Annotated in this window: 18 protein-coding genes and 1 pseudogene; 7 read left to right on the top strand and 12 right to left on the bottom strand. The window is 72.0% G+C overall.

Annotated elements, in window-relative coordinates; genetic code table 11:
* Positions 1 to 109: 109 nt before the first annotated feature.
* The 4 genes from surE to ACA361_RS30400 all read right to left on the bottom strand — a co-directional run bounded on the left by surE (position 110) and on the right by ACA361_RS30400 (position 4,596).
* Complete coding sequence (gene surE, locus ACA361_RS30415) at positions 110 to 1,174, bottom strand: 5'/3'-nucleotidase SurE (RefSeq protein ID WP_375017636.1); 1,065 nt, start codon at positions 1,172 to 1,174, stop codon at positions 110 to 112.
* A gap of 135 nt (positions 1,175 to 1,309) precedes the next feature.
* The gene (locus ACA361_RS30410) at positions 1,310 to 2,356 is read right to left on the bottom strand and encodes a M64 family metallopeptidase (protein WP_375017634.1); all 1,047 of its coding nucleotides are present in this window, start codon (positions 2,354 to 2,356) and stop codon (positions 1,310 to 1,312) included.
* Entirely contained in the window at positions 2,353 to 2,790 is a 438-nt protein-coding gene (locus ACA361_RS30405; RefSeq protein ID WP_375017632.1) for a hypothetical protein, read from the bottom strand. The genes ACA361_RS30410 and ACA361_RS30405 overlap by 4 nt, the downstream gene beginning before the upstream one ends.
* A gap of 309 nt (positions 2,791 to 3,099) precedes the next feature.
* Complete coding sequence (locus ACA361_RS30400; protein WP_375017630.1) at positions 3,100 to 4,596, bottom strand: hypothetical protein; 1,497 nt, start codon at positions 4,594 to 4,596, stop codon at positions 3,100 to 3,102.
* A 199-nt stretch (positions 4,597 to 4,795) separates the two neighbouring features.
* Between ACA361_RS30400 and ACA361_RS30395 the strand changes: the two genes are divergently transcribed.
* Both ACA361_RS30395 and ACA361_RS30390 read left to right on the top strand, forming a co-directional pair.
* A complete protein-coding gene (locus ACA361_RS30395) occupies positions 4,796 to 5,671 on the top strand; it encodes a TIGR03619 family F420-dependent LLM class oxidoreductase (RefSeq protein ID WP_375017628.1) in 876 nt (291 codons plus the stop codon).
* 31 nt (positions 5,672 to 5,702) lie between these two features.
* The gene (locus tag ACA361_RS30390; protein ID WP_375017626.1) at positions 5,703 to 6,137 is read left to right on the top strand and encodes a nuclear transport factor 2 family protein; all 435 of its coding nucleotides are present in this window, start codon (positions 5,703 to 5,705) and stop codon (positions 6,135 to 6,137) included.
* Between the two features lie 31 nt (positions 6,138 to 6,168).
* Here ACA361_RS30390 and ACA361_RS30385 read toward each other — a convergent pair whose 3' ends face one another.
* A complete protein-coding gene (locus ACA361_RS30385) occupies positions 6,169 to 6,813 on the bottom strand; it encodes a TetR/AcrR family transcriptional regulator (RefSeq protein ID WP_375017624.1) in 645 nt (214 codons plus the stop codon).
* Positions 6,814 to 6,947: 134 nt separating this feature from the next.
* Here ACA361_RS30385 and ACA361_RS30380 point away from each other — a divergent pair, with 134 nt between their 5' ends.
* Entirely contained in the window at positions 6,948 to 8,144 is a 1,197-nt protein-coding gene (locus tag ACA361_RS30380) for a YncE family protein (RefSeq protein WP_375017622.1), read from the top strand.
* A 14-nt stretch (positions 8,145 to 8,158) separates the two neighbouring features.
* Here ACA361_RS30380 and ACA361_RS30375 read toward each other — a convergent pair whose 3' ends face one another.
* The 4 genes from ACA361_RS30375 to ACA361_RS30360 form a co-directional block, all read right to left on the bottom strand.
* The gene (locus ACA361_RS30375; protein WP_375017620.1) at positions 8,159 to 8,608 is read right to left on the bottom strand and encodes a DUF4259 domain-containing protein; all 450 of its coding nucleotides are present in this window, start codon (positions 8,606 to 8,608) and stop codon (positions 8,159 to 8,161) included.
* Positions 8,609 to 8,656: 48 nt separating this feature from the next.
* Entirely contained in the window at positions 8,657 to 8,929 is a 273-nt protein-coding gene (locus ACA361_RS30370) for a GlsB/YeaQ/YmgE family stress response membrane protein (RefSeq protein WP_375017618.1), read from the bottom strand.
* Positions 8,930 to 9,066: 137 nt separating this feature from the next.
* Positions 9,067 to 10,497, bottom strand: a complete 1,431-nt coding sequence (locus ACA361_RS30365; protein ID WP_375017616.1) for an MFS transporter — start codon at positions 10,495 to 10,497, stop codon at positions 9,067 to 9,069.
* A 31-nt stretch (positions 10,498 to 10,528) separates the two neighbouring features.
* Complete coding sequence (locus tag ACA361_RS30360) at positions 10,529 to 11,278, bottom strand: hypothetical protein (RefSeq protein ID WP_375017614.1); 750 nt, start codon at positions 11,276 to 11,278, stop codon at positions 10,529 to 10,531.
* A 200-nt stretch (positions 11,279 to 11,478) separates the two neighbouring features.
* Here ACA361_RS30360 and ACA361_RS30355 point away from each other — a divergent pair, with 200 nt between their 5' ends.
* Genes ACA361_RS30355 through ACA361_RS30345 form a run of 3 tightly spaced genes read left to right on the top strand, consistent with a single transcriptional unit; the run spans position 11,479 to position 13,369 of the window.
* Complete coding sequence (locus tag ACA361_RS30355; protein ID WP_375017612.1) at positions 11,479 to 12,066, top strand: hypothetical protein; 588 nt, start codon at positions 11,479 to 11,481, stop codon at positions 12,064 to 12,066.
* 55 nt (positions 12,067 to 12,121) lie between these two features.
* Entirely contained in the window at positions 12,122 to 12,595 is a 474-nt protein-coding gene (locus tag ACA361_RS30350; protein ID WP_375017610.1) for a hypothetical protein, read from the top strand.
* A 51-nt stretch (positions 12,596 to 12,646) separates the two neighbouring features.
* A complete protein-coding gene (locus tag ACA361_RS30345; protein ID WP_375017608.1) occupies positions 12,647 to 13,369 on the top strand; it encodes a hypothetical protein in 723 nt (240 codons plus the stop codon).
* A gap of 11 nt (positions 13,370 to 13,380) precedes the next feature.
* On the opposite strand, the gene ACA361_RS30340 is transcribed toward ACA361_RS30345, so the two are convergent.
* The gene (locus tag ACA361_RS30340) at positions 13,381 to 13,866 is read right to left on the bottom strand and encodes a hypothetical protein (RefSeq protein WP_375017606.1); all 486 of its coding nucleotides are present in this window, start codon (positions 13,864 to 13,866) and stop codon (positions 13,381 to 13,383) included.
* Positions 13,867 to 14,028: 162 nt separating this feature from the next.
* Here ACA361_RS30340 and ACA361_RS30335 point away from each other — a divergent pair, with 162 nt between their 5' ends.
* On the top strand, positions 14,029 to 14,592 hold the full coding sequence (locus ACA361_RS30335) for a dihydrofolate reductase family protein (protein ID WP_375017604.1): 564 nt from the start codon (positions 14,029 to 14,031) through the stop codon (positions 14,590 to 14,592).
* Positions 14,593 to 14,599: 7 nt separating this feature from the next.
* Here the strand turns inward: ACA361_RS30335 and ACA361_RS30330 are convergent.
* Both ACA361_RS30330 and ACA361_RS30325 read right to left on the bottom strand, forming a co-directional pair.
* Positions 14,600 to 14,935 (bottom strand): annotated as a pseudogene (locus ACA361_RS30330) (transposase family protein); the annotation flags it as partial.
* A gap of 738 nt (positions 14,936 to 15,673) precedes the next feature.
* Positions 15,674 to 16,810, bottom strand: a complete 1,137-nt coding sequence (locus ACA361_RS30325) for a CU044_5270 family protein (RefSeq protein WP_375017602.1) — start codon at positions 16,808 to 16,810, stop codon at positions 15,674 to 15,676.
* Between the last annotated feature and the right edge of the window lie 4 nt (positions 16,811 to 16,814).

Below are 16,814 nucleotides of genomic sequence, written 5' to 3'. Positions count from 1 at the left end.
CCGACATCGCCATCATCCCAGCCGGCCGCCCGCTGACCACCCGCCGACGCCGGGGCCGGGCGCCGGGACGCCGTACCGTCCTCCCGTGAACGCGTGTGCGCCGAAGCGTTCAGCGGGTCAGGTGCAGGGAGCGTAGCCACTTGGGGTCGGCGGTGCGGTCGACCGAGATCGCGCCGATGCTGATGTGGCCGTCGCGGAGGGCGGCGGTGTCACTGCGGGGGTCGAACCTGGTGTCCGGGTCCGCGGCGGTGAAGCCGATGCGGTAGCCGCCCGCGCCGTCCGGGACGTAGGTGATGCGGCCGAGCGGCGTGTCGCCCATCCGCGTCCAGCGCGGCGACGGCGTGCGGCCGCCCTCGGCGACGTGCGGGACGTTGATGTTGAGCATCAGCTTCTCGCGGCCGAGGCGTTCGGCGGCGTCGCGGCGGGCGAGCAGGCGCGCGGCCACCTTGGCGGCGTAGCCGGCGGAGACCTCGTACGTGCGGTCGGTCGGCGGGGCGATGGGGCCGCCGGGGCCGTTGGCGCTGACCGCGACCGCCGGTACGCCGCGCTCGGCGGCCGCCGTCGTGGCGCCCACGGTGCCGGACATGTTCACCGCGATGTCTGTGTTGGCGCCGGAGTTGGTGCCCGACATCACGAGGTCCGGCCCGCCGGACCAGCCGGGCCGCCGCGGCAGGAACGCGCCGAGCGCCAGGTCGACCGAGTCGGCGGGCGTCACCGACGCCGAATCCGGCGCGCACGGCCCGGCGCTCGCGCAGGCGCCCATGACCAGGCCGCGGGACGGCGCGGTCGCGCAGTCGCCCGCGTACTCCGCCGGAATCCTCACCGGCGGCGCGAGCCTGACCTGCGGAGCCGTGGAGATCGCGCGGCCGCGGCCGCTCTGCTGCCGCCACGGCCCCACCACGATCACGTCGGCCCTGGCCTCGCACAGCGCCTTGCGCAGGATGTACAGGCCGCGGCCGTCCGCGCCGTCCTCCTGCGCCGCCTGCACCGAGTCGTCGTTCGACAGAAGGATCCGCTTGCCCGCCAGCGCCTCCAGCCCTGTACCGGGCCGCGCCTTCTCCGCACTCGCCCCGGCCGGCACGAGCACCAGCCCCGCCGCCACCAGCGCCGTGACCGCGATCCTGCCGCCGCGTACCCGCCGCTTCAGAGAGAACGTGCCGCCCAGCCGCACCATGCGTGCCTCCTGTCGGAAAACGTCCTCGGATTCTGAGCCGCACCGAAGTAAGACGCAAGACTTAAACGTTGGATTCCGCTGGACGGCATGCCGAACGGATCATGAACGCGCGAATCGTGCCGGCCCGCGGCCGGGTCAGGGGATGGGGCCGGTGCGGGTTCGCATGGTGACCGTCGAGCCCGCCTGCACGACGGTTCCGGCGGCCGGCGACTGGGAGAAGACCCAGGCGTTGCTTCCGGTGGAGCCGATGAACCGCGGGTTGAGGCCGGCGTTGCGCACCGCGGTCCCCGCCGCGGCGGCCGAGCGTTCCCGGACGCTCGGCACGGTCGTCGGGAGCGTCCGCAGGATGCGGCGGCGGCAGACCGCGCAGAACGGCCGGCCGAGTTCCAGCATCTTGCACGTGTACTCGGGACGGAAGAGCCCGCACTTGAAGTAGCGCGCCCCCTCGAAGGCGCTGACCGTTCCGGCCGGGACGGGGCTGGGACGCCGGTCGCACTTCGAGCAGTCCGGGTTCCGCATCGCCGGCACGGTCGTCGACTGGAGGATCTGGTCGCGCCACTTGATCGTGGCGCGGGTGGACGCCTTGGTGACGTTCGGCTCCATCGGCTCGGCGCCGGTGTAGTCGTCGTGGCCCTCCTCTTCGCAGCTCGCCAGGTGGTCGTACTCGTCGGCCAGCCCGAACGCCGTGTGCCCCAGCTCGTGCAGGGCGATCTCCTGCGCGCCGGTCGCGAGCGAGGACACCGCGACCGCGCCGCCGCTGCCGCCGTACACGGTCGAGTTCACCAGGACCAGGACGGCGTGCCACTCGGGCACCTCGTCGTCGGCCACCGCGAGCGCCGTGTTCTGGTTGACCACCAGCAGCCGCCGCAGGTTGTTGGAGCAGAACGTCGCGTCGAAGTACGTCCGCGCGGTCGCGCCCGTCCCGCCGCAACCCGCGGGGTCGTCGGCGCCGCTGTCGGTCGAGCGCACGTCGACCCGGAAGACGTTGATGAACGACGCCTTCTGGTCGAACGGCACCGTGTCGAAGAACGCCTCGCAGGTGCGCTGGGCGTCGTCGCGGTACTGCGTGAGCTGGTGGCTCGTGTAGCCGTCGCCCATGATGACCACGTTCCACCGGCCGGTGCGCGGCCCGTTGTTCACGATCTGGGTGGTGCCCACGACCGCCCCGTCGCCGGTGGTCATCGCGCACCCCCGTCCGTGCCGCCGCCCAGGTCCACGCGGACGAGCTCGACGGGACCGGCCGCCGCGGCGGTGCCGGGGGCGGCGCTGGTCAGCGCGACGTGGTCCGCCTCGTCCAGATCGGGGACGACGACCACGAACACCCCCTCCGGCCGCTCCGCCCGGACGCGCATGATCGGCTCGTCCGGGTCGTCGGAGAAGACCTCCACGTCGTCCGGGACCGGGCGCGCCAGCACCCGGCGGTACCCGAGGCTCCCGTCGGCCAGCCGCACCTCGGCGGCGTAGCCCTCCTGGCCCTCGAAGCCGGAGAGTTCGTCGGACGGCGGCACGAGCATGTCGACGCTGCGCCGCCTGACGAACCGTACGCTGTCGCCCTCGTAGGCGAACGTCAGCCGGATCGCTCCCCGGCCCGCCCGCTCCTGGGACTGCTCGCTCATGACCGCGCACCCCGCAGGTACGCGTATGACTGGCCCATCGAGGCCCCCTGTCGAATCCCGGAAACGGTCTGATCGGCCCCCTGCCGCACCGTCCGGTCAACACCGATTAATGCCTCTCCGTCCCGATCAGGAAAGACCCGGCCGGAGCGCCCCTGACCGGGAGCGGCAACCGGCCGCGCGCCGCCCCCCGCCCCGACATGGGCGTTCCGCCGGGCACGCCCGGACCGCCGGCCGCCCCCGGCGGCCGGTACCGGCCGGTGGTGTACGAAGCGGCCCGCGGCGCCGCGCAACGGCGCCCCGCCGCGGGTACTAGGTCGTCAGGTGCTTCTTGGCGTGCAGCCACAGGAGCGCCGCGTTGAGCTTCTCCTGCTTCGGGTTGTCCCGCAGGAACGGGCCGAAGTCCCGGAAGTATCCGTACTGCGCGTGGCCGGGGGTGTAGGCGTCCCGCACGTACTCGGCCAGGACCTTCGGCGGGACGGACTCCTCGTCCTTCTCGGGCCAGTCCTTCGGCAGCGTCCGCAGCGACTTGGTGGCCTCGGACGCCCGGCGCGACTCCGCCGTCTCCCCGCCGCCGAGCGGCAGCACCGGGTAGGTGATGTACAGCGGATCGACGAAGCGGAAGAACGGGTTCCCCAGCGGGATCGCCATGCCCGCCGTCGCCGCCCCCTCGAAGATCGACGGCAGCGTGGCCTCCGCGTAGATGAGGTCGAACACCTCGTGCGGCACGTTGACCAGGTTGAGGATGAGGACCTCGTCGGCCTTGAGGGCGCCGATCGCGTCGGTGATCTGCTTGGGGTCGCGCATCGACTCCCTGACGAGGATCTTCGAGGTGCCGCCGGAGTCGAGATGCCGCTGGACGAACGCGTCGACCGTCGGGGCGGCCATCGCGATCTTCCCGCCGCCGAACCTGTCCTTGATCATCGTCCAGGTCGCGGGCTTCAGCGCGCACAGGACCAGGATCACCGCCCCCTTCCGGAACCGCGGGTCGTCCCCTCCCTGGAGGACGCGGAACGTCCCGGCCAGATTGAACACGAACGACGCGGGCGGCGGCGCGTACAGCGCGCTACCCGCGCCGACGTCGCTGACCCCGTACGCCGGGCACAGCAGCTTCTTCCCGCGCACCGCGTCCAGGACCGCGCGGCACGCCTCGACGGTGCCGGCGGTCACCTGCCGCTCGGCGAGCGGCTCCCACGCGTCGTCCGGGACCCGCGGCCTCGGCCGGCTGTAGAGCATCCACCTGAACTCCTGGGCGCTCAGCGCGTCGCTGAGGTCGATGAACTCCTTCGTGCGTGCGAGGTACACGCAGCTCTCGTGCGCGCTGCGCTCCTTCTCCCACCCGTACGGCTGGACGATCAGCACCATGCCGGCCCGCAGCTGGGCGGTGGCCTGCTGGACCTCCTCCCGGTTCCGGTAGTCCCAGCCGCCGCTGATCGCGAACTCGGTCGGCGTGGTGAGCCCGTCGGCGGACATCCGCACGAGCGCGACGTCCGCGGTCCTGCCCTCGCTCGTCACCTTGAACGGGGGCGGCGCGTCCTCGGCCTCGATCTGCGGCAGCAGGACGCGCAGCTTGCCCAGGACGTCCGCCGAGGTGTAGACGAGCTCCGCCTTCCGCACCACGCCGAGCGCGATGAGCCGCTTGAGGAACTGCACGGTGGACGCCTGGTGCCCGAACGCCGCCCCGTGCGGGGCGTAGAAGCGCGGCGTCGTGTCCTTGAGGTGGCGCCCGAGCGCGTCGAGCGCTTCGCGGACGTCCGGATCGTTCTGCCCGTAGGTGGTGCCGGTCTCCTGCTCGGTCGAGATCTCCATCTTCCGCTCCCTCTTCCGCCGGGGAACGTACGCGCGGCGGCGCCGCCGTACCGGTGCGATGGGCCCGTGCGCACGACACTAGGTCCGCGGCGAGAAGAGAGGGACCCGGCAGCGTGGCCAGAACAGGCGCCATCCCGGGCGCCGCGGTCCGTGCCGTTGGGGCATACCCAAAGTGGAACGTGTTCTATATCCTCGCCGCATGAGGTTCACCTATGTGGAGTCCATGACGGATCCGGCGTACTACCTGCCGCTGGCCAAGGCGGCGGAGGAGGCGGGGTACGCGAGTTTCGCGGTGGCGGACTCGCTGGTCTATCCGCGGGAGTCCGACGCGATCTATCCGTACACGCCCGACGGGGACCGGACGTTCCTTGAGGGCAAGGACTTCATCGAGACGTTCACGCTGATCGCGGCGATGGGGGCGGTGACCGAGCGGATCCGGTTCACGCCGTTCGTGCTGAAGCTGCCGGTACGGCCGCCGGTGCTGGTGGCAAAGCAGGCGAGCTCGATCGCGTACCTGACCGGGAACCGGCTCGGGCTCGGGGTGGGGGTCAGCCCGTGGCCGGAGGACTTCGAGGTCATGGGGGTGCCCTGGGAGGGACGGGGCCGGCGGATGAACGAGGCCATCGAGATCATCCGGGGGCTCACGAGCGGGGAGTACTTCGAGTACCACGGGGAGTTCTTCGACCTGCCCGCGGCGAAGATGGCGCCGGCGCCGACCGAGCCGATCCCGATCCTGATCGGCGGGCACAGCGAGCCGGCGCTGCGGCGGGCGGCGCGGCTCGGCGACGGGTGGATGCACGGGGGAGGCGAGCCCGAGGAGCTCGACCGGCTGCTGGGGCGGCTGAAGGAGCTGCGGGAGGAGGAGGGGACCGCGGACAGGCCGTTCGAGATCCACGCGATCTCGCTGGACGCCTACTCGGCGGACGGTGTCAAGCGGCTGGAGGACAAGGGCGTGACCGATGTGATCATCGGGTTCCGGCTGCCGTACGTGAAGGGGCCGGACACCGAGCCGCTGGCGAAGAAGGTGGAGAACCTGGAGCGGTTCGCCGAGTCGGTGATCGCCAAGGTCTCTTGACCTGAAACGAGAACACGTTACAGTTTGCGCCATGACGGTCAGCTGGGAAGCTCCGGACGATGACCACCCCGCGCGCCGGGCGGCGCGCGCCTCGATGGAGGCCGCCGCCGGCGGGCGCCGGGAGGAGTGGCTCGCGCTGTTCGCGCCGGACGCGGTGGTCGAGGACCCCGTCGGCCCCTCGATGCTCGACCCCGAGGGGAAGGGGCACCGGGGGCCGGAAGGGCGCGCGCGGTTCTGGGACGAGAACATCGCCCGGGTGCGGAAGTTCCACTTCCACGTGAAGGACTCGTTCGCGAACGGCCCCGCCTGCGCCAACGTCGTCACCATCACGACCGCGATGGACGGCGGCATCACGATGACGATCGACTGCCTGACCGTCTACAACGTGGACGAGAACGGCCTGGTCACCTCGTTCCGCGCGCACTGGGAGCCGGACCGCGCGATGGCGACGCTGAAGAAGGGCTAGGCCGCGGTCCGCGCCGCGCGCGTTCCCGTCCTCAGCCGGGAGGGCTCATCACGCCCAGGAGCATGCGGACCAGCTCGTCGATGATCTCGTCGAGGGTGGCGTCGACCCAGCCGACCGTCCAGTCGTGCAGGAGGCCGTTGATGCCGCCGATGAACGCGGTCGCGGCGACGCGGTAGTCGCGGTCGGCCAGCTCGCCGCGCTCGACGGCGCGGGCGGCCTCGGCGCACAGGAAGTCGATCCAGCGGCGGCGGCGCGCGAGGCGCTGGTGGTCCATCCGCGGGCTCACGCCGATGATCTCGACGAACGCGATCCGGATGCGGCGCGGGTCGCCGGTGACGTCGGTGGCGTACGCGTGGAACAGGGCGGTGGCGCGCTCGGGGAGCGGCAGGTCGTCGAGGCCGGCGAGGGCGGCGAGCACGGCCCGTTCCGCGCGGTCGTTCACCTCCAGGTGCAGCTCGGCGAGGAGGTCTTCGAGGGTGCGGAACTCCTCGTAGAACTGGCGGGTCGACAGCCCGGCGGCCCGGCTCAGCTCGGCGACCCCGGTGGCGCGGTAGCCGGGGCCGCCGCCGAACAGCTCCAGGCCGGCGTCCAGGAAGCGCCGCCGCCGCTCGGCCCGCCGTTCCTCGGCCGTCCGGCCGCCGTACGTCCCGGTCGGCCGCCTGAGCCTGCCCGCCATCGCGCCCCCTCCCTCTCGACTCCCACAGTTTCGCGGATGTGGGCCTTGCCGCCCGCCCCGACCGCTGTTACCTTCCAGTAACCCAAATCTGAATACGCCCGTATTCGGATTTCCCCCCACCCTGGAGGTGGACCATGGCCCGCGCATCCAGACGCATCCTGAGCGCCGCGGCGGTGATCGCCGTACTGGCCGGGACCGGCACCGCGAACGCCGCCGCCCCGGGCCTGCGGGAGGTGATGGCGATCGGCAACGGCCAGGGCGGCACGGTCAGCTTCATCGACACCGCCACCCTGGAGAACCTCGGCTCCATCAACGTGGTCCCCGACCTCCAGGAACGCCTCGACGGAATGAACCCGGTCGAACGGATCGGGTACGAGGCCGTCAACGCCGCCCAGGGCTACCGCAAGCTCGTCGACGACATGGCCGTCTCCCCGGACGGGAGGACCCTCTACATCTCGCGCGGCAACCTCGCCGACAGCGTCGCGTTCGACATCGCCTCCAAGCGGATGCTGTGGCGGCACAAGACCGAGGGCTTCAAGGCCGACCACGCCGCGCTCTCGGCGGACGGGACGCGGTTCGTGGTGTCGGCGACGACCGCGAGCAAGTCCGAGGTCATCGACACCGCCACCGGCAGGACCGCGGCCACGTTCGCGACCGGCACGTACCCGCACGCCAACGACTACTCGCCGGACGGGACGATCCTCTACAACTCCAGCATCGGGATCACGTCCCTGCCGCGGGCGCTCAACGCGCTCAAGGGCAGCAAGGCCGTCACGGCGGTCGACGCGAAGACGTTCCGGCCGCTGCGGACGTACTCGTTCCAGTTCGGCATCCGCCCCGCCGCGTTCACGCGCGACAACAGGACGATGTACGCGCAGCTGTCGTACCTGAACGGCTTCGTCGAGTACGACCTGGCCGCCGGCCGGATCGCGCGCACCGTGAACATGCCGCTCAGCGACAAGGCCGCCGCGATGAACCCCGACGACTACCCGCAGAACTCGGCGCACCACGGCATGGCCATGAACGGCGCCGAGAGCAAGCTGTGCGTCGCCGCCACGATCAGCGACTACGTGTCCATCGTGTCCCGCCCCGGCCTGACCACCGACGGGACCGTCCGGTACGACACCGACTCCCTCCCGTACTGGACGCAGACCAGCGGCAACGGCCGGCACTGCTTCGTCTCGCTCGCCGAGAAGAACCAGATCTCCGTCGTCGACTACGCCACCGCGCGCGAGGTGGCCCGCATCCCCGTCGGCGACTTCCCGCAGCGCCAGCGCCTCGCCGGGCTGACCCAGCAGGCGGTCGACTCCCTCGACCCGTCCAACGGCTGACCGGTCCGGCCGCCTCACGAATCGATGGGCAGCTCCAGCTGGCGGGGGTCGCGCAGCGCCTCCGCCAGCACCGCCCGGATGCGGGCGACACCCTCGCGCCACTTCTCGGCGCTGTCGCCGTCACCCCACAGTTCGGGCAGATCGGAGTCGGGCCCGACGGCGCGGTCGAGAGCCCGGACTGCGAGTTCGCGCAGGTCCTCGGGCAGCGGCGGCACCGCCTCCTCCGGCCCGCAGATCGGGTCGGTGGGAGCGCCGCCGGGGCACTGCGCGGCGACGATCGCCGCGGCGGCGATCGCGCGGTCCGCGACGTGCCCCATGAGGCCCTCGTCCTCGCCCGCGCCGACCGCGTCCTCCAGGGCGGCCCGGATCGCCGCGGGCCGCTCATGCTCGGCCGCGTCGTCCAGGCCGCCGGCGAAGTCGGCGGCCACGTCGTTGTCGAAGGGGCCGGTGTCCCAGGTACCCATGGCGGGCACCGTAACCGCCGCCACCGACAGCGGCGCCGCCTTACGAGCTCAGCGGCCGGAGCGCCTTGCGTACAGCCCGGCGGTCGCCGCCACGCCCGCCACCGCGACCCCGATCTGGAGCGCCAGCTCGATCCAGTCGATCCCGGCGGTGTCGGCCACGCCGAAGCCGCCCGCGATGGCGGTCCCGATGAACGCGGCGACGATGCCGATGACGACCGTCAGCCAGATCGGGATCGACTGGCGGCCCGGGAGCACCAGGCGGCCCAGCGCGCCGATGACCAGACCGATGACCAGTGCCGAGATGATGCCGGAGATTTCCATGGCTACCCTGCCTTTCCGGTCGGCGCACAGGTACCTACCACCGGGTACGAACTTCACACCATCCCGGCGGCCTTAAACCCTGGCGTTCGGAACGCCGCAGAGGGGGCCGCCGGACGCGGCCCCCTCGCACCCGCCGGTCAGCGGCTCGCGACCCGGTCGCGTTCCGCCGGGACGGCGGCCCCGGGCTTCGGCGCACGCAGCGTCGCGGCGGCCAGCGCCGCGCCGGCGAGGGCGATGAGCCCGGCCCCGGCGAACGCGGCGGAGAAGCCGTCGGTGAGCGCGGGCAGGTTCCCCGCCTCGCCGGCACCGCTCGCCGCGGCGACGGCGGTCATGGCGGCCAGGCCGAGCGCGGAGCCCACCTGGTAGCCGGTGTTGACGATGCCGGACGCCAGCCCGCCCTCCTCCGGCCGGGCGGCGGAGATCGCGGTGCCCAGCGAGGGGATGAAGGCCAGCGACATGCCCAGCGCCGCGAGCAGCGAGGCGGGCAGCACGTCGACCAGGAACGAGCCGTCCGGCCGGACCAGCGACAGCCAGCCCATCCCGGCGGCCAGCAGCGCCAGCCCCGCCACGGTGACGGCCTTGGGGCCGAAGCGGCCGATCGCCCGCGGCGCCAGGACGATCATCCCGGCCATGATGAGCACGGTCATCGGCACCAGCGCCGCGCCGGACGGGAAGGCGCTGTAGCCGAGCACCTGCTGCAGGTAGAGGTTGAGGAAGAACCACATCGGGATCCAGGCCGCGCCGAGCAGCAGCTGGGCGAGGTTGGCCGCGCCGAGGTTCGGCGTACGGAAGATCGACAGCGGCATCAGCGGCTCGCGCCGCCTGGCCTGCACCGCCAGGAACACTCCCAGCAGCACCAGCCCGGCCGCCAGCACCGCCCAGGTCTCGAACGCCGCCCAGCCGGCCTCGGGGGCGCGGACGATCGCGTACACCACCGCGCCCAGCCCGGCGGTCACCGTCAGCGCGCCCACCACGTCCACCGAGCCGCGGGCCCCGCCGCCGGCGGGCATCAGGAACGGAGCCGCGGCCAGCGCCAGCACCGCGATCGGGATGTTGACGTAGAACACCCAGGGCCAGGAGGCGTACTCGGTGATGACGCCGCCGAGGAACACGCCCGCCGTGCCGCCGGCCGGGGCCGCCGCGCCGTACAGCGCCAGGGCCCTGGTCAGCTCGCGCGGCTCGCCGCCGAACAGCATCATCAGCAGCGTCAGCGCCGCCGGCGCGATGAGCGCGGCGCCCGCGCCCTGCACGGCGCGCCCGGCCAGCTCCACGCCGACACCGCCCGCCGCGCCGGCCATCGCCGAGCCGGCCAGCAGGACGGCCCAGCCGAGACCGAACATCCTCCGGGCGCCGAACAGGTCCGCGAGCCGGCCGCCGAGCAGCAGCAGCCCGCCCAGCGCGACGACGTAGGCGTTGAAGACCCACGACAGGTTTTCCTGGGAGAACCCGAGGTCTTCCTGTATCCGGGGCAGCGCCACCCCGATAATCGAGGTGTCCATGATGACCATGAACTGGGCCAGCGCGATGAGCGCCAGCGCCCACCAGCGGCGGGCCGAGGGAACGGACATGATCACTCCTTGAGGTGTGGGGCGGCCGCGGTCACGCGGTCACGGTGAAGTCGGCGGTCCGTACGGCGCCGCCGTGCTTGAAGTCCAGGAACAGCCGGTACGTGCCGGGCCCCGGCAGCCCGACGTGGAAGCCGATCTCCGGGCCGGGCTCGGTGCGCCCGTCGCCGGGCTCGCCGTCCGGGTGCACGTGGACGTACGCCAGGTCCCCGGCGCGGAGCACCACCAGGTGCCCGTACGCCGCCAGGTACGGCTCCAGGTCGCCGACCGGCCGCCCGTCCTCGCGAACCGTGAAGGTGATCGCCCGGCCCTCGCCGGCCGCGGGCTCGCCCGCCAGGACGATCTCGTACGCGCCGTCCGTCCAGGTCCTCCCGGGCGCGGGCACCGGGCGCGGGTCGTACGGGCCGGCGATCTCGACGTCCGCGCCGAGCGTCAGCGTGCGGCCCAGCGCCGCCGGGGCGACATCGGTGAACACCCGGTACGCGCCCGCCTCCGGGAGGTCCAGCCGTACCGTCCAGACACCGCCGTCCTCGACCGGGTGCACGTGCCAGAAGGCCGTGAGGTCCCGGCGCGCCACGATCAGGTGCAGCTCGCGGTCGTGGATGGTCGCGTACTCGCGGACGGGCTCCCCGTCCGGTCCCAGGATCCGGAACCGGAAGTCGACCGGCCCCGGCCGCAGCACCCTCGCCTCCGGCGCCAGCGTGTACCCGTCCTCCGTGATCAGCAGGCCCCCGGGCGTCGCGGTCCCGTGGTGCGCGGCGTGGGTTCCGTGCGTCGCGTTCATCGTCGGCTCCTTGCTCGCTCGTCGTCGTGCCCGCCACAACCAAGTACCCCCGGGGGGTATTTCGGATCGAGGTCACCGTTATCCGTTCGTGACCTCCGAGCGTGGACGCTTGACGCGCACACCCCCAAGGCGGAGGGTGTACGGACCCGTCCTCATGAGGAGCCCGGCGTGGAACGTGCGCTCACGGCCGAAGGCGCGGGTTGACGGTGCCGAAGCACGCGGCGGAACCGCCGGGCTGGCCCCCGGACAGAAGACCCCTCGCCGCCCTGGGCGTCGCGACCGTCCTGGGGGTCGTCTCCCTCCTCTGGGTCATCTCCACCGGCGCCCGCGAAGAGCCGCCGCCCGCCGCGTTCGTTCCCCCGCCGTCCCGCACGGCACCCGGGGAACGGCCGTCCGGCCCACCGCCCGCCGCCAAGGTCGTCCTGACCGCCCCCGGCACCGGCGAGAGGCTCCGCGACGACCGCGACTTCACCGTCCGCGGAACCGCCGCCGGCCTCCTCGACGACCTGCGCATCTTCATCCACGCGGAAGACCGCGACCTGCACTACCTGGCCGACTACCGCGCCGAGGAGATCCCGTCCAACGGCCCCTGGACCATCCGCTCCACCGGCATAGGGGAGGACTGGGGCGGAGACGGCGACACCTACCTCCTGCAGGCGGTCCTCGCCGACCGCACCTGCCGCCGCACCCTGAACGGCCTGGACCTGGGCAACGACCACTACCCGGCCTTCCGCACCCTCCCGCCCGGCTGCCGGATCACGGCCCAGACGCGGATCGTCGAAGACTGACCGGAGACCGCCGGCGGCGCGAACTCCGGCCCTGTCGGTGTCCGATGTGCGCTATATGCTGATCTGCGCAGATTTGCCTAACAAGATCGAACAGAGCGACAGGACAGCGATGCCGACGCACGAATGGACCATGGCCGGAGACGAATACGGCTCGCGTCCGCGCTCCAAGCACCGGAAACCGATCATCACCCTGGCCCTGGCCGGCCTCCTGGGACTGCTCGCCTTCCTCTACATGAACGGCGTGCCGGGCGGGGGCGCCCCGTCCCTCGGGACGAAGAACTACAGCACCAGCGTCGACTGCCAGGTGAACACCACCGGGTCCCAGGGCACGGTGACGATCAACGGCACGATCACGGGCGACTCGACGAAGTACACGATCACCGTCGAGGTCCTGGACGCGGCCTCCGACCAGCGCATCGGTTCGCAGACCTTCGAGGTCCGGAACACGAAGTCCTTCGGCGGAACCACCGCGGCGCAGGCCCCGATCGGCCCCGCCGGCATCGAATGCAAGATCGTCAAAGTGACCTGACGAACCAGGTCACACCCGGACGGCGCGGGCGAGCCGGGTTATCCTGCCGCTGTGATCGCCGATGATCCGTACCGCCGCGAGTACCGTCACGCGGGCGACGGCTGGCTGTGGGTCGCCTTGGCCTCCCCTTTCCTGGGCGGCGTCGTGCTGGTCGTGGGGATCGCCCTGGAGGACGGGGTGCCGATCATCGTGCCCCTCGCCGTCGGAGCGGCACTCGCCGCCCTGTTCCTGTTCGTGGTGCGCCTGGTCACGGTCACCGCGACGATCAGCGACCGGACCCATCTGACCGTCCGGGGGCCGTTCCGCGACCGCGCCACGGCCTGGCCGGACGTGCAGGGCATCGAGATAGAGGAGAACCAGGGGGAGGCGCCGGGCAAGGTCGCCGTGCTGTACGACGCGGCCGGCCGCCGCCGCACCCTGCCTCATCTCAACGACCGCGGCACCGTCGACCTGCCGCGCGAGGTGGCGGCCCTGCGCGAGGTGTGGGCACTGCACAGGGGCGAGGATTGGGCGCCCGTTCCCAAGGTGGCGGACGCGATCGCGCGCACGCGCAGGCATCCGACACCACTGGTGCACATCGCGTTCAAGGCGATGATGGGCGCGGCCATGGCAGGTACCGTGCTCTTCCTCATCGCGCTGGCCACGGGCATGTACGCCAAGAACGACGCCCACGCCTTCGTCGCCATGATGGCCCACCCCTTGGCGCTGCTCATGGTGCTGCCTCTGGCAGCGTTCATCGGCGCCTTCGCGATCGGGACGCTGCGCCGCCGCTGAGGGCCGCCCGGCTACATCCAGCGGCCGTCCTCGGCGTTCGGGATGAACAGCTTGTGCTTGGCGTAGCCGGGCAGGGCGGCCCCATGGCCGACGAGACCGGTCTCGCCGCCGGCGACGAACGCCAGGGACCAGCCGGTGACGAACGCCAGGCTCCCGCCTCCGAAGGCGATCGACAGCACGGCGACGCTGCCCGGGTCCAGCGCGATCAGCCCGAACAGCGGCACCGCGGCCACCAGGAACGCGAGGGCCGCGATCCAGCGGCGGGCACGCCTGCGCCGCGTGGCCGCGACGCTGTGCACGGCGTAGGTCAGCGTTCTCCCGCACACCGGACACTCGACGCGGCAGGACCGGGCCGGTTCTCCGTCCTCAGGCCGTTCGACCACCCAGGTCCGGCCGTCGTAGTCCCAGGCGACGGTGCCGTACGACACCGAGCGCCCCACGAAGTTCCGGCGGTGGGCGAGCAGCGCGCGCTGGTCCCGCTTGATCGCCAGCCCCACGCAGCGACTCCCTGAAGTGCCCTTTTCACCCGATGTCTCTCCGCATCCTGGCCAGAGCCCAACCCGAGGTCAAGCGCGTCCGTACGAACAGATCGCGGACCGGTGATTTCCTCCGCCCGGCGGGTCTAGCCTTCCGGTACCGACCGACGGAAGGCATGGCCCATGCGGAAACTGATCTACGGCATGAACCTGTCCCTGGACGGCTTCATTTCCGCGCCCGGCGACGAACTCGACTGGAGCGAGCCCAGCGATGAACTGTTCCAGTGGTGGCTGGATCAGGAGCGGGAGATCAGCCTCTTCCTGTACGGGCGCCGGCTGTGGGAGACCATGAGCGCCTACTGGCCGACCGGCGACCAGCAGCCGGGCGCCACCCCCGCGGAGATCGAGTTCGCGCGGAACTGGCGGGACACGCCCAAAGCAGTGTTCTCCTCCACGATCGACAAGGTCGACTGGAACGCCCGCCTGGTCACCGGCGACGCGATCGCCGAGATCACCCGCCTCAAGGCCGAAGACGGCGGCCCGATGAGGGTCGGCGGCGCGACGCTCGCCAGTGCGGCCATGCGGGCCGGCCTGATCGACGAGTACGAGATCGTCACCCATCCCGTCCTCGTGGGCGCCGGCAAACCGTTCTTCACCGCGCTGGAGAACAGGGTGAACCTCGACCTGGTGGAGACGCGGACGTTCCCCGGCGGCGTGACCCTGAACAGGTACGAGACGAGGCACTGAGGTTTTTTCATCCGCGGGCTGTGTGAGCTGCGTGGTGGTTTTGCAGGACGGTGATGGCTTTGCACAAGTGTCCGGCCTTGGCGGGGCGGCAGCGGAGTTTGCGCGGGATGCGCCAGCTTTTGAGTTGGGCGTTGGCGCGTTCGCCGGGTCCGCGGAGCCGGGCGTGGGCACGGTTGGCCTCTTTCTGTGAGGCGGACTTGTTGCGGCCCCGGTAGGGGGTGAGGACCATGCCGCCGGCTCCCTGGTATCCCTTGTCGGCCAGTGTGAGGATCTGTGCCCGTTCCAGCGCACGCAGGATGCCCCAGATGCGCGCTGCGCTCAGGTCGTGGGTGCGGCCGCGCAGCGCTTGGGGCAGTTTGATGCAGAGCAGGTCGACGCGGCCGTAGCGGGCGATGGTCTTGTTGAGCTGCTTGTCGTCGGCGGCCTCGGCCGGCTCGTTTACCGGCTTGGTGGCCAGGGTGTATTTGAAGCGCCCCGGGCAGACCATCTTTGGTTCACGCGCCGGCGCCTATTCGCAGGGCTTGCAGGGAACTGTGGGGCCATTCGTTAGTCGAGGCGGTCAGGTCCCGACACTGATGGTCAGGGCGTGCCCGGTGGGCAGGATCCCTTCTCTGAACCAACTCTGGCCGCGATGTCCTGACCTGCCGTCGTCGGGGACGCCGATCACCACGTCGGGTAGTCGTTCGGCGGCGTGGGTGGCCAGGACCAGGCGAGCGGTCAGCGGGCCGCCAGCGTCGGGGCCCTCGCGTACTTCCAGGGCGGTGACGGTGTCGGGTAGGGCGGTCGCCCAGTCGGTCAGAGCGCGTACAGCGCGGCGTGGTGCTGTAAAACGCGGAAGGCCCGGAACCCGTGTGGGTTCCGGGCCTTCGCGGTTGCCGGTCAGGTGCTGTGAGGGGCGGCTCCGCCGAACCCGCCGATGCCGGCTGGGACCGGGTCGGGGGCGAGGTATTCGGTGACGGCCCGGGGGCACCAGGCCGTCACCTCTGGGGATCGGTCCGCTTCGGCGTCGAGCTGGGCGCCTGCGATGCGTTCGGCGTCGGCGGGCGGCACACTACCGCGGTGCTCCGCGGCGGCCTCGTGGTCAGGGCCGCTTGTCCAGCGTGTCCGCCCAGCCTGTCTGCTCGTAGGTCTCCGACAGCCCTGGGACGCCGTCCGCGCCCACGAAGGATTCGTAGGCGAGCAGCTCCGCCGTCTTCGGGTCGATGACCAGCCGGATGCGGCCGCCCGGGCCGCCCATCGAGACCGCCACGCCACGGCGGCCGAGCAGATCGGCGACCGCGCCGTCCGAGCGGACCCCCTGCTGCCCGGCAAGCACCCGGTACAGCGCCGCCTTCGTCTGGGGCGTGGTCGGGCCCGCCAGCAGGTCCTGCGCGGTCATCCAGATGTAGTACGGGTACGGGTCGACGTTCGCCGCGCCGCCCGACTTGCGCACGACCGCCTCGTACCGGCGGCGCAGCTCCCGGCCGAGGGCATCCGCGTCCACCGGCAGCCTGCGCAACCCTTCCATCGACACCTGGGTGTTCCCGATCTGGTACTTGGCCGGCCCGTCGTAGTTGTTCACCGACCGAGTCCGGTCCTCCTTGGACAGCAGCTCCGGCGCCCCGGAGCGGCGCCACTGCGCCTGGTCCCGCGGCGTCGGGAAACTCGCCCGCACGCCGATCCCGGTGATCGTCCGGGTGTGATCGCGGGGCGAACTCGCCGTCCAGATCTCCTGCCGGCCCGTGGTCACGAAGGTGTACGGAAGCCTCTCCAGCTTCGACCGGTCCTTGCCGGAACTGGTGCCCGGGCGCGGGAGCGTGTGGCCCGGCAGGTCGTGCTCGTACTCGTGCACGACCCGGGTCTGGATGCGCTGGTACCAGTAGCGGCCCGGCTTGACCGGGGCGCGCTCGGCCGTCTTCGCGCTGGCGAGCAAGAACGCGTGCGCGTCGACGGGCGACTCCTGTGTGACGGGCGCGTGCCGTCCCGCGGGGCCGTCCCCGCCTCCGGTGACGGCGACGGCGCCTCCCCCGGCGACCACCGCCGCGGCCGCGACACCGGCCGTGAGAAGCAGCGGGCGCCTGCCCGGCCGCATCACCGCACGCGGGGCGGTCCGCGTCTCGGCGGACGTGCGCAGGATCCGTTCCAGCTCGACGTCGCGGCGGCGCTGGTGCGCCTCCTCGGCCAGCTCGTCGAGCGCGGTGGGCCGCAGCGCCCGGAACATGGTGTCGGCGTCCTTCATCGTC

Origin of the sequence: Actinomadura sp. 21ATH (genome assembly GCF_041951345.1) — a bacterium.
In the GTDB taxonomy this organism is placed as follows: domain Bacteria; phylum Actinomycetota; class Actinomycetes; order Streptosporangiales; family Streptosporangiaceae; genus Spirillospora.
This window is presented reverse-complemented; position numbering and strand designations above follow the sequence as displayed.

Bases quoted from the DNA above. Each gene is read 5' to 3' on its own strand.
- ACA361_RS30405 (WP_375017632.1), bottom strand. From the start codon at position 2,790: ATGAGCGAGCAGTCCCAGGAGCGGGCGGGCCGGGGAGCGATCCGGCTG.
- ACA361_RS30395 (WP_375017628.1), top strand. From the start codon at position 4,796: ATGAGGTTCACCTATGTGGAGTCCATGACGGATCCGGCGTACTACCTG.
- surE (WP_375017636.1), bottom strand. From the start codon at position 1,174: ATGGTGCGGCTGGGCGGCACGTTCTCTCTGAAGCGGCGGGTACGCGGC.
- ACA361_RS30390 (WP_375017626.1), top strand. From the start codon at position 5,703: ATGACGGTCAGCTGGGAAGCTCCGGACGATGACCACCCCGCGCGCCGG.
- ACA361_RS30365 (WP_375017616.1), bottom strand. From the start codon at position 10,497: ATGTCCGTTCCCTCGGCCCGCCGCTGGTGGGCGCTGGCGCTCATCGCG.
- ACA361_RS30400 (WP_375017630.1), bottom strand. From the start codon at position 4,596: ATGGAGATCTCGACCGAGCAGGAGACCGGCACCACCTACGGGCAGAAC.
- ACA361_RS30410 (WP_375017634.1), bottom strand. From the start codon at position 2,356: ATGACCACCGGCGACGGGGCGGTCGTGGGCACCACCCAGATCGTGAAC.
- ACA361_RS30335 (WP_375017604.1), top strand. From the start codon at position 14,029: ATGCGGAAACTGATCTACGGCATGAACCTGTCCCTGGACGGCTTCATT.
- ACA361_RS30325 (WP_375017602.1), bottom strand. From the start codon at position 16,810: ATGAAGGACGCCGACACCATGTTCCGGGCGCTGCGGCCCACCGCGCTC.
- ACA361_RS30370 (WP_375017618.1), bottom strand. From the start codon at position 8,929: ATGGAAATCTCCGGCATCATCTCGGCACTGGTCATCGGTCTGGTCATC.
- ACA361_RS30375 (WP_375017620.1), bottom strand. From the start codon at position 8,608: ATGGGTACCTGGGACACCGGCCCCTTCGACAACGACGTGGCCGCCGAC.
- ACA361_RS30360 (WP_375017614.1), bottom strand. From the start codon at position 11,278: ATGAACGCGACGCACGGAACCCACGCCGCGCACCACGGGACCGCGACG.
- ACA361_RS30385 (WP_375017624.1), bottom strand. From the start codon at position 6,813: ATGGCGGGCAGGCTCAGGCGGCCGACCGGGACGTACGGCGGCCGGACG.
- ACA361_RS30350 (WP_375017610.1), top strand. From the start codon at position 12,122: ATGCTGATCTGCGCAGATTTGCCTAACAAGATCGAACAGAGCGACAGG.
- ACA361_RS30380 (WP_375017622.1), top strand. From the start codon at position 6,948: ATGGCCCGCGCATCCAGACGCATCCTGAGCGCCGCGGCGGTGATCGCC.